This is a genomic window from Aeromonas sp. ZOR0001, from assembly GCF_000801015.1.
Lineage (GTDB): Bacteria > Pseudomonadota > Gammaproteobacteria > Enterobacterales > Aeromonadaceae > Aeromonas > Aeromonas veronii.
Genome location: NZ_JRJY01000105.1, coordinates 1 through 11,370 on the forward strand (window position 1 = coordinate 1; position 11,370 = coordinate 11,370).

Here is an 11,370-nt window from a genome sequence, read left to right on the forward strand (position 1 = left end):
CTGGAGAGTTCGTCGAGGCGCTGGGACTGTTGCTCCAGCCGCCGCTTCGGATCCTGATGGTCGAGCCGCTTTTGCAGCAGGATGAAATCGTGGCGGGCGGCGGTCTGCTGGCGGCTCATCGCCTGCAGCAGTCGCTGCTTGAGGTGGGCGAGGCGCTGAATGCGGGCCTGATTGTCTGGCGCCACCAGCTCGGCGGCAGCCGACGGGGTAGGGGCGCGCAAGTCGGCGGCAAAGTCGCTGATGGTGACATCCACCTCGTGGCCCACTGCGCTCACCACAGGTATGGCGGAGTGGGCAATGGCGCGCGCCACCGCCTCTTCGTTAAAGCACCAGAGATCTTCAAGCGACCCGCCACCACGGCCGACGATCAGCACATCCACCTCGGCGCGCTGGTTCGCTTTGGCGATCGCCGCGACGATCTGGCTGATGGCGGCGCTCCCCTGCACCTGAGTCGGGTAGATAAAGACCAGCAGATCCGGCGCACGCCGCTTGAGCACGGTGAGCATATCGTGCAAAGCCGCGCCGGTGGCGGAGGTGATAAGGCCCACCGCGCGCGGTTCGCGGGGAAGCGGTCGCTTGCGATTCTCGTCAAACAGCCCCTCGGCGCCGAGGCGGCGTTTGAGCTCTTCAAAACGCAGGGCCAATACGCCGTCGCCCGCCGGCTGCATCGACTCGATGATCAGCTGGTAGTCACCGCGCGGCTCATAGAGGGAGACCCGCGCCTGCACCAGCACCTGCATGCCATCCTGCGGGCGAAACGCTACCCGCCGGTTGTTGCCCTTGAACATGGCGCAGCGCACCTGCGCCGACATGTCCTTGAGGGAGAAATACCAGTGGCCAGAGCTTGGCATCGCCAGATTGGATAGTTCGCCGGTCAGCCACACCAGCCCCAGATCTTGCTCCAGGATCATGCGCACGGCGCTGTTGAGGCGGGTGACGGTAAAGACCTGCTGCTCGCGGCCGTTCGCCGCACTGGATGGGGTAAATCGGTTCAAAGGCGTACCTGTGGTCTGCTCCGGCGGGGCCGGGATAAAACGATGGCCGCTATCTTAACCCGAAACAGGGGGAGGGCGTTAAGCAGGAGGCGCCAGCAGCAGAAAAGCAAGATTGGAAACGCTGCCGTTTATCCGGGCAGGCAGTATGGCTCCCGACAAAGCCCTCGCGCTTGCCTGATCTGGCCAAGTTGCGGCTTGCCTCGATGCCGTTGATCTCTCAGGTGCTGCGGATGTTCACGGCGCCACCATCTTGACCAACGTTCACTCGCCCCCAGTTTGGAGTAGCTTATGAACCCCTCAACCCGCTTAAGTTTGACGACCCGTTTGCTGCACTGGTCGGTTGCCTTGCTGATGATTGGTCTGACCCTTGTAGGTTATCTGATGGTGAAATTTGAAATATGGGATCTCTATGCCCTGCATAAATCCCTGGGTGTGATTGCACTGATCTTGATCCTGCCCCGCGCCATTCTCCGCCTTGTTAAAGGGTGGCCTGAGCCTGTGCGTCAATATCCTGTTTACGAGGCATTGGCAGCCAGGGCGATCCACTGGGGTTTGCTGATTTCAACGCTGCTTATTCCAGTGTCCGGTCTCTGTTATTCCGCAGCGGCTGGCCGAGGTGTCGCGATATTTGGCTGGTCTATTATTCCGATGAATCCAGATATCCGTGATCCGGCCAATGTGATTCCATTTAGTGAATCCGTTCGGGATATTGCTCACACAGTCCATATATATTTGCCATATGTCATGCTGGCATTTTTGCTGGTGCACATTGTCGGGGCGTTGAAACATCATCTGCTGGATAAAGATAATACCTTGCTGCGGATGGTGGTGCGAAAATAATAAAGAGAGACACCCATTATTGAGCCAGAAAATATATTTTTGCAGCGGGCGAAATTTATTATCCAGCCCGAGCAAAGAACATTGAGAAGAGAATGATACCGGTGCGAGTGGTCGCCGCGAGGGCAAGAGACAATACAAGGACACAAAACAAGGGGAGGGTGGTCAGAGGCCGCTTGCCCTCTTGGCCCTTTTCGATCATCCCGTTGCATGGGGGTTGGGCTGTGTCGGCACCTACCGGTTTTGCATAAATCACCGGCTAGCCAACTCTTTTGCCCCGAAATGGCGCTTTTCGTACTGATAATCTTGGTTTTTTGGCGTTTTGGCCGCCTAAAAGAGGGCTATGCCATAAAAAATTCAAAAAACTTCTTTACCAGTGACCAATGCGTGAGTAAACTTCGTCGGCAATATTTTACACCCCCACTTCCTCAACGGTGAGATATTGCCATGCTCAGGATTGCCAAAGAAGCGTTAACCTTCGACGATGTACTGTTGGTTCCCGCCCACTCCGAAGTTCTTCCCAATACTGCCGATCTGCGTACCAAGCTGACCTCCGCCATCAGCTTGAACATCCCGATGATCTCCGCTGCCATGGACACAGTGACCGAAGCCCGTCTGGCTATCGCACTGGCCCAGGAAGGCGGTATCGGCTTTATCCACAAGAACATGTCCATCGAGCAGCAGGCTGCCGAAGTGCGCAAGGTCAAGAAGTACGAGAGCGGCGTGGTCACTGACCCCGTCACCGTGCGCCCTGACATGACCATCGCCCAAATCAAGGAGCTGAGCCACAAGAACGGCTTCGCCGGTTACCCCGTGGTGACTGACGGCAATCAGCTGGTCGGTATCATCACCGGCCGTGACGTGCGCTTCGTGATTGACCTCTCCCAGACCGTTGAACAGATCATGACCCAGAAAGATCGTCTGGTCACCGTGCGTGAAGGGGCCCCTCGTGAAGAGGTGGTTGCCCTGATGCAAAAGCACCGTATCGAAAAAGTGCTGGTGGTGAACGCCGACTTCAAACTCAAGGGCATGATCACCGTTAAAGATTTCCAGAAAGCCGAGCGCAAGCCCCACGCCTGTAAAGATGACAAGGGTCGTCTGCGGGTTGGTGCTGCGGTTGGTGCCGGTGCTGGCAACGAAGAGCGCGTCGCTGCGCTGGTGGAAGCCGGTGTTGACGTGCTGCTGATCGACTCCTCCCACGGCCACTCCCAGGGCGTGCTGGATCGCATCAAGGCCACTCGCGACGCCTATCCGGATCTGCAGATCATCGGTGGCAACGTGGCGACCGCCGCGGGCGCCAAGGCGCTGGCTGCTGCCGGTGTCAACGCCGTCAAGGTCGGTATCGGCCCGGGCTCCATCTGTACTACCCGTATCGTGACCGGCGTGGGTGTGCCCCAGATCACTGCCATCTCCGACGCTGTTGACGCGCTGGAAGGCACCGGTATTCCGGTGATTGCTGATGGTGGTATCCGCTTCTCCGGCGACATCGCCAAGGCCATTGCCGCGGGCGCCAGCTGCGTCATGGTGGGTTCCATGTTCGCCGGTACTGAAGAAGCGCCGGGCGAGATCGAGCTCTATCAGGGTCGCTCCTTCAAATCCTACCGTGGTATGGGTTCCCTGGGCGCCATGTCCAAAGGCTCCAGCGACCGCTACTTCCAGACCGACAACGCCGCCGACAAGCTGGTGCCGGAAGGCATCGAAGGTCGCGTGCCGTACAAGGGTCGCCTCAAAGAGATCATCCACCAGCAGATGGGCGGCCTGCGCTCTTCCATGGGCCTGACCGGCAGCGCCACCATCGACGACATGCGCACTAAAGCTGAATTTGTGCGCATCTCCGGCGCCGGGATGAAAGAGTCCCACGTCCACGATGTGACCATTACCAAAGAAGCCCCCAACTATCGGATGGGCTGATAAAACGGGGCCCTGCGCCCCGTTTTTCCACCCTTTTTTTATCCCGTGCCCTTTGTGACAACATCAGCCTGATGCAGGAATAAAATGACTAAAGACATTCACCAGCACCGTATCCTTATCCTTGACTTCGGTTCCCAGTACACCCAGCTGATCGCCCGCCGCGTGCGCGAAATCGGCGTCTACTGCGAACTGTGGGCCTGGGACGTAACCGAAGAGCAGATCCGCGAATTCAATCCGAGCGGCATCATCCTCTCCGGCGGCCCCGAGTCTGTCACCGAAGCGGGCAGCCCGCGTGCCCCCGAGTATGTGTTCAACGCCGGTGTCCCTGTGTTCGGCATCTGCTACGGCATGCAGACCATGGCCGAGCAGCTGGGTGGCAAGGTGCAATCCTCTACCGAGCGTGAATTCGGTTACGCCAAGGTGGAAGTGCTGGGCGAAGCTGGCAAGAGCAGCGCGCTCTTGCGCAACATCGAAGATGCCATCGCCGACAACGGCAATGCCCTGCTGGATGTCTGGATGAGTCACGGTGACAAGGTCACTACCATTCCGGCCGACTTCACCACCATCGCCCAGACCCCGACCTGCCCGCACGCGGCCATGGCGTGTGAGGCCAAGCGCTTCTACGGCGTGCAGTTCCACCCGGAAGTGACCCACACCCGTCAGGGTGCCCGCATGCTGGAGCACTTCGTCAAAGACATCTGCGGCTGCGAATGCCTCTGGACCCCAGCCACCATCATCGACGACGCCGTTGCCCGCATCCGCGAGCAGGTGGGTGACGATGAAGTGATCCTCGGCCTCTCCGGCGGTGTCGACTCCTCCGTGGTCGCCATGCTGGTGCACCGTGCCATCGGCGATCGCCTGACCTGCGTCTTCGTGGACAACGGCCTGCTGCGTCTGAACGAAGGCGAGCAGGTGATGGAGATGTTTGGTGACCACTTTGGTCTGAACATCATCAAGGTTGAAGCGGAAGAGCGCTTCCTCTCTGCCCTGGCCGGTGTTGACGAGCCGGAAGCCAAGCGCAAGATCATCGGCCGCGTCTTCGTTGAAGTGTTTGATGATGAAGCGAAAAAGCTGAAAAACGCCAAGTGGCTGGCACAAGGCACCATCTATCCGGACGTTATCGAATCCGCTGCCAGCAAGACCGGCAAAGCCCACGTCATCAAGTCTCACCACAACGTCGGCGGCCTGCCGGAAGAGATGAAGATGGGTCTGGTCGAGCCGCTGCGCGAGCTGTTCAAAGACGAAGTGCGCCGCGTTGGCCTCGAACTGGGTCTGCCCTACGACATGCTCTACCGTCACCCGTTCCCGGGCCCGGGTCTGGGCGTGCGCGTCCTTGGCGAAGTGAAGAAAGAGTACTGCGATATTCTGCGCCGCGCCGATGCCGTCTTTATCGAAGAGCTGCGTAAAGCCGACCTCTACAACCAGGTCAGCCAGGCGTTCGCCGTGTTCCTGCCGGTGCGCTCCGTTGGCGTGATGGGCGATGGTCGCAAATATGACTGGGTCATTGCGCTTCGCGCCGTCGAAACCATCGACTTTATGACCGCCCACTGGGCTCACCTGCCGTACGACTTCCTCGGTCACGTATCGAACCGCATCATCAACGAGATCAACGGTATCTCCCGCGTGGTGTACGACGTCTCCGGCAAGCCGCCTGCAACCATCGAATGGGAATAAGCGGCGCGCGCCCTTCTGCCCTTCGAGCATAAAAATGCAAAAAGACGCCCTTGAGGCGTCTTTTCTTTTCTCAATCGTTTGCGCCACACATCTTCTTTTTTCGAGCAGCTTTTTCGCCACCTTGCCCCTGTCATATGTGACAGGGGCATTTTTGCTATCCCGCACTAGGCTCTCTCATGCCAATTGAGCCCGCTGTCAACAGCGGCTTGTGGCTGGGGGGAGGGCTGATCGAGTTGCAGATAGCTGCGCAAACGGGCCCATCGTTATCGCGCCAACCGGCAGTGATGACACCCCGGTGGAGACCGGAAACCACTTGAATCAACGGGGCGCAGCCCGACCGGCCAAACGGGTCGGGATCATAGAGCACGGAGAGTTTGATATGTCAGAACAAGCAGTGTTGGTGGGTGGATGGACCGCATATCACAAGCTGACCGCTGAGGATCAGGCGGTATTTGATCAGGCGCTGAAAGGATTTGTCGGGGTGCAGTACGTACCCTTTGAAGTCTCCACCCAAGTGGTGGCTGGCACCAACTACCGCTTCAAGTGCAAGAGCACTGTGCCGCTTGCAAAACCGATCCATGGCGAAGCCGTGGTACAGATCTTCAAATCACTGGACGGGGATGCCCATATCACTTCCATCACCCCGATTTGATTGGATGGTGGGCAAGGCGGGGAGGGGGAATAGCTTCCAACCTGTTTGCTCTAAATCTTGGAAATAAGAAAGACGCCTGAGGGCGTCTTTTCAACATCTAATCACTTTTGAACTGTTATCTCACACTTTGAAAAACTAGCCGAAATTAGAGGTCTTCCACGGGGGGAATATTGCATTATTTACGCACAACCTTAGTTAGCTTTGTTATTCCATCAAAGATCGAACTGATTTGAGTAGAGTCAATCTTTTGCTTTTCTAGATCCACAGTAGTCTGTCCTTTTTGAATAACAAAGTTTCTTTCAGAATTTGATAATGATGAGATTAGCGTACTAGCTGATACAGAATCTGGAGTTGCTAGTGTTTGTAAACTATAAATTGCCATTAAGCGCATTTCAATATTAGTTATTTCATTTTGGTAGTACTTAACTGTATCCATTGTCGAACGATATAGTCGCAAATAGTAAAAAGCAAAAACCTCTACAAAAACAACAATTGAAAAACGAGATATTACACTGAACCAGTCTGTTGATGTTAGGGCTGTTTTTGTATCTGAAAAAGGGCTGTTAAAATAACTGGACAAATCAGTAACAGTGTAAAATAAAATTGCTGCTGCGCCAACTGTGATTGCTGAACCAAAGGTAATGTAAATATTTGCACCCCGAGTCAACTGTTCAATCTCTTTTTGAAGTCGATCTGTAAATTTTTCTCCTAGAGCAATGGCATCATTTTTATTTCTTTTATCTTCTATGCTAACACTACTGCTAATTTTATCTCGCAGGGGAGTATTTTGCTCCACCTCCAATCCATTTTTGATTGAAGACAGAGCGGTGATAAATAATTTTCTACTTACTTCAGACGACAGGTTGATATTTTTATCTGATTTGGAACTGAATTCATGGTGAGTGGGGAAGACATCTCTGCGTACAGAAATAAAAGACTCCAACTCTGATAGATCATGTTTTTCTATTGATTGGTTAATATAATCTTCGTACAAATTTACTGCTTCAAAAATTTCATTTACTCTAGTCAATCGTTCAGCATTAGTCATTGGTTTTGGTGCATAAGAAATCACTTCCTTATAAAGATGTGTTGAGGGCTTAATTGCTAAGTACCAAAATACTGACACCCCCACAAATATAGCGAATATGCCAAAGTTTAATATGCTATAGGTTATGGGGTTAATTGTGTCACGAAATGGGAGGAAATTAATTGCCGCGGTTAGTACGAAAAGTGAGGCTGAGCTGACAACAATATACTGTTTGGAGCGTTCTTTTTGTTCAGTAATAATGGATTGAATTTGAATCTCTTTGTTAGTCATTCTTGAATCCTTAATTTTTCTTTGATTATATGATAATGCTTTGGGTTTTAAAACAAAAATCAAACAATAAACATTTGAAATTGGTGAGCTATATATGACATTTTGAGGCTTTAATTTAAATTATCTAGTGCTGTAGGGTGCAATGAAATTGCACCTCTACTTTTGTTCCTCATACCTTGCACAAAAGCCACTCTGCAAATGGTGCAATGCGCTGCGCTTATTGCACCCTACCTGTTTCGTCAATTCGCTGAGGTGGGGCGGCTGAGTGCTGAGCCTCGCCAAAGCAACAAAAGGGGCGATCTGCGCCCCTACTCTGCTAATGCCCTCGCTTTATATCGTGAATGCTCGTTCGGCGCGGCCTGATAGTCTGCTGACTCACTACCAAGATGCCTGTTTTCCTCATCAGGCGGGCAGAAAAAGCCCACGTTCATTCATACCTCGCCGCTTCCCAGGCGTGTATCGCCTGTTTGCGGATCTCGCCCCAGTGATAGCCGCCGAGTTTGCCGTTTTGCTGGATGACCCGGTGACAGGGGATCATCAAGGCGACGGGGTTGGCCCCCACCGCCAGCCCCACGGCGCGGGCGGCTTTGGGATTGCCGACGGCGCTCGCCACCTGGGCGTAGCTCACCACCTTGGCGGGCGGGATCTGCAGCAGCGCCCGCCAAACGCTGATCTGAAAGTTGGTGCCGCTCACGTGCAAGGAGATGGGGCGATCCGGCACCTTGCTGCCATCGAACATGGTGTTGATGATCCCTTGGGTGCGTGATGGCGCTTCTTGCAGCGTTGCCGCAGGCCAGTGCTGGGCGAGGGTGGCCAGCGGTGCCTCTGGGGCCTTTTCATCGAGAAACGAGAAGTTGCACACCCCCCGCGGGGTCAGGGCGACAAACGCCTGGCCGAAGGGGGTGTCGTGCACCCCGTGATCGATAACCAGCCCGGCCCCGCGCTGCTTGTACTCGCCCGGCGTCACCGCTTCGAGCTGCACGAAGTGATCGTAGAGCCGCGAGCCGCTGCTAAGGCCCAGGGTATCGGCCACCTCAAGCAGGGGGCGCGACTCCTGCAGCAGCGTCTTGGCCCGCTCCAGGGTCAGCACCTGCAGATAGCGTTTGGGCGTCACTCCGGCCCAGCGGCTGAACAGCCGCTGGAAGTGAAAGGGGCTTAAGTGAACGTGCGCCGCTATCTCGTCCAGAGTGGGCTGGCGCTCCACCTGACTTGCGATAAAACGGATGGCATCGGCGATGCGGGCGTAATCAGACATAAGGCGCTCTCACAATAAGGTTTCGGTCGCAGGGTGTTGGGGGCGACAAGGTCATGTGCGACAAATTGATACCCCACCATCGGCCAGCAGGGCAATGCCGGTGGTAAAGCTGGATGCATCGGACGCGAGATAGAGGGCCGAGAGGGCGATCTCCTCCGGTTGGGCCAGCCGTTTGAGGGCATGCATATTCTGCACAAAGGTGAGACTCTCCGGCGTATCGGCAAAAGCCCGCCCCATGGGAGTGTCGGTGCCCCCCGGCAGCAGGGCGTTGACCCGAATCCCTTGTGCCCCATATTCGGCGGCCAGCACCCGGGTCAGGCCAATGAGGCCTGCCTTGCTCGCCGCATAGGCCGCCATGCCGGGCAGCCCCAGGGTATGGCCGACGAAGGTAGAGGTAAAGATAAGCGAGCCGCCGCCACGCGCCTGCATGGCGGGGATCTGGTACTTGGCCCCCACAAAGGCGCTGGTGAGATTGGTATCCAGCGTTTCTTGCCACTGCGTCAGCTCAAGCTGCTCTACGCTGCCCGGCGTGCCTGTGGTACCTGCGTTGTTGAAGGCGATATCGAGCCCGCCGAAACGGGTTAGCGCGAGCTCCACCAGATCGCGGGCGTAAGTCTCGCTTTTCACATCCCCCGCCAGACTCACCGCCAGGCCCCCCTTGTGGCGGATCTCCTCCACCAGCAGATCCAGTTCGGGCTGGCGGCGGGCGCCGACGACGACGCAGGCCCCTTCGCGGGCAAACAGGATGGCGCTGGCGCGACCGATGCCGGAGCTGGCGCCGGTGATAATGGCGACCTTGTTGGACAGTAATGACATGGCAGTTCCCTCGCTGAGTGTGTTGTGCGCCTGCTAAGTGGTGCACAGGGTTGGCTGTGGGTTGGAACTCCAATAGGTTCCAACCGACTTGGGTTTGGCCCCCACTATGGCAACCACTCCTCGCTGGAACGACCCGAATCTTGCTCTCTTTGTTCCGAAGTCGTTTTGCTACATGTCGATACAGGCCTTCGCGTCAACAAAAGGGGAGAACTGAGCCCCGAATTCTTTATAATGCCCCCCTTTAAAATCGCCGGCCCCAGGTTCGGCGCGCGCTGATGGTCGCTGTGCCATCAGGCAGATCATCAGGATTGAGAAACGGTTATGCATACTCTGGAACAGCTGCGCGCAGGTGAACTGTGCGGTGCCCGCCATCTGAAGCTTTGTGAAAACCTGACGGAGTTCCCCACCGAGATTTTGAGCCTGAAAGAGACGCTGGAGGTGCTGGATCTCACCGGTAACCAGCTAAGCGCACTCCCTGACGAGCTGGCCGGGTTCAGCAAACTGCGCATAATCTTCTGCTCCGAGAACCGCTTTACCGAGCTGCCCGAGGTGTTGGGGCGCTGTCCCGCGCTCACCATGGTGGGCTTTAAGGCCAACCGGATTGCTACCGTCTCGGCCAGGGCGCTGCCTGCGGGGTTGCGCTGGCTGATCCTGACCGACAACGCGGTGGAACAGTTGCCTGATGAGCTGGGCCAGTGCGACGCCCTGCAAAAGTTGATGCTGGCGGGCAACCGCCTGCGCGAGCTGCCGGCGAGTCTTGCCAACTGCCGTAATCTGGAGCTGCTGCGCATCGCCGCCAACCGCATCGAACGCTTCCCCGAGTGGCTGCTCTCGCTGCCGCGCCTTTCATGGCTCGCTTACTCCGGCAACCCCTTTAGTGAAGGGGAGGAGGCGCGGGCCATCGATGATGCCCATGTCACGCCCATTGCCTGGGAGACGCTGGCGCTGGGCGAGTTGCTGGGGCAGGGGGCATCCGGTGTTATCCATCGCGCCACCCTTGTGGCTAATCCTGCTGATGCAGTGATTCAGGCGAGCGATAGAGGCGATGGCAATCAGGTGGCGGTCAAGCTGTTCAAGGGGGCGGTGACCAGCGATGGCTTGCCCCGCTGCGAGATGGCGGTATCGCTGGCGGCGGGCACTCATCCCAACCTTATCAAGGTGATGGGCAAGGTGGCGGATCACCCCTCCGGCATTCCGGCGCTGGTAATGGAGCTGATCGATCCGGCCTTTGCCAATCTGGCCGGGCCGCCGAGCCTGGACTCCTGCACCCGGGATGTCTATCCCGAGGGGCTGCATCTGAGTGTGCCGGATGCGCTGGCGATGGCCCACGGCATCGCCTCGGTGGCGGGCCATCTGCACCGCGCGGGCATCATGCACGGGGATCTCTACGGTCACAATATTCTGTTTACCCGCGGGTCTGACGCGCCGGCTCGCGCCCTGCTGGGGGATTTTGGCGCCGCTTCCTTATATGACCGCTGCGACCGCGAGCGGGCCGTGGGCCTTGAGCGTTTGGAAGTGCGCGCCTTTGGTTGCCTGCTGGAAGAGCTGTTGGCCCATTGCGATACGCAAGACTCACCGCTCGATGGGTTGCATCAGCTCAAAGCGGCCTGCCTCTCGGAACTCCCCGCCGATCGTCCCGATTTTGCTTATATCGAGCGTCAGCTGGCGGCCGCTCGCGCCACACTGTCGTGATCTTTCTGGCGTTGGCAGGCACGTTTTGGCCTGCTAACGTCATTCCTTTTATTCATTCATCGCCATACACCCATGACGTTTTTGCATGGATAGGTGTGCCTCTGCCCGTCATAAACGTACCCAATAGCGCCGATTGAGACAGCGAGGCGCACGGCAAGGTGACGTCCCGTCATTCGCCTGTCCCGTCCTGAATATGGTTTACACCTTTCCCCCCAATAAA

At 56.6% G+C, this 11,370-nt stretch carries 9 protein-coding genes; 5 read left to right on the top strand and 4 right to left on the bottom strand.

Going from position 1 to position 11,370, the window contains the following annotated elements; genetic code table 11:
• Positions 1-911: exodeoxyribonuclease VII large subunit (gene xseA, locus L972_RS13450; RefSeq protein WP_442853369.1), on the bottom strand; the 911-nt coding region annotated here is incomplete at its 3' end.
• 372 nt (positions 912-1,283) lie between these two features.
• Here xseA and L972_RS13455 point away from each other — a divergent pair.
• The 4 genes from L972_RS13455 to L972_RS13470 all read left to right on the top strand — a co-directional run bounded on the left by L972_RS13455 (position 1,284) and on the right by L972_RS13470 (position 6,069).
• Positions 1,284-1,835 (top strand): cytochrome b, encoded by a 552-nt coding sequence (locus tag L972_RS13455; RefSeq protein WP_047438817.1) that lies wholly within the window; start codon positions 1,284-1,286, stop codon positions 1,833-1,835.
• A 444-nt stretch (positions 1,836-2,279) separates the two neighbouring features.
• Positions 2,280-3,743 carry an IMP dehydrogenase gene (gene guaB / locus L972_RS13460; protein ID WP_005360033.1) on the top strand — a complete coding sequence of 488 codons (1,464 nt, stop codon included), beginning with the start codon at positions 2,280-2,282 and terminating at the stop codon, positions 3,741-3,743.
• 84 nt (positions 3,744-3,827) lie between these two features.
• Positions 3,828-5,417 carry a glutamine-hydrolyzing GMP synthase gene (gene guaA / locus L972_RS13465; protein WP_019445882.1) on the top strand — a complete coding sequence of 530 codons (1,590 nt, stop codon included), beginning with the start codon at positions 3,828-3,830 and terminating at the stop codon, positions 5,415-5,417.
• A gap of 379 nt (positions 5,418-5,796) precedes the next feature.
• On the top strand, positions 5,797-6,069 hold the full coding sequence (locus tag L972_RS13470; protein ID WP_005337011.1) for a hypothetical protein: 273 nt from the start codon (positions 5,797-5,799) through the stop codon (positions 6,067-6,069).
• 175 nt (positions 6,070-6,244) lie between these two features.
• On the opposite strand, the gene L972_RS21460 is transcribed toward L972_RS13470, so the two are convergent.
• The 3 genes from L972_RS21460 to L972_RS13480 all read right to left on the bottom strand — a co-directional run bounded on the left by L972_RS21460 (position 6,245) and on the right by L972_RS13480 (position 9,458).
• A complete protein-coding gene (locus L972_RS21460; protein ID WP_136502335.1) occupies positions 6,245-7,387 on the bottom strand; it encodes a hypothetical protein in 1,143 nt (380 codons plus the stop codon).
• A 427-nt stretch (positions 7,388-7,814) separates the two neighbouring features.
• Positions 7,815-8,642: a bifunctional transcriptional activator/DNA repair enzyme AdaA gene (locus L972_RS13475; protein ID WP_047438819.1), complete on the bottom strand. Its 828-nt coding sequence runs from the start codon at positions 8,640-8,642 to the stop codon at positions 7,815-7,817.
• 51 nt (positions 8,643-8,693) lie between these two features.
• A complete protein-coding gene (locus L972_RS13480; protein ID WP_047438822.1) occupies positions 8,694-9,458 on the bottom strand; it encodes an SDR family oxidoreductase in 765 nt (254 codons plus the stop codon).
• A 321-nt stretch (positions 9,459-9,779) separates the two neighbouring features.
• Here L972_RS13480 and L972_RS13485 point away from each other — a divergent pair, with 321 nt between their 5' ends.
• On the top strand, positions 9,780-11,150 hold the full coding sequence (locus L972_RS13485) for a leucine-rich repeat-containing protein kinase family protein (RefSeq protein ID WP_047438823.1): 1,371 nt from the start codon (positions 9,780-9,782) through the stop codon (positions 11,148-11,150).
• Positions 11,151-11,370 lie beyond the last annotated feature (220 nt).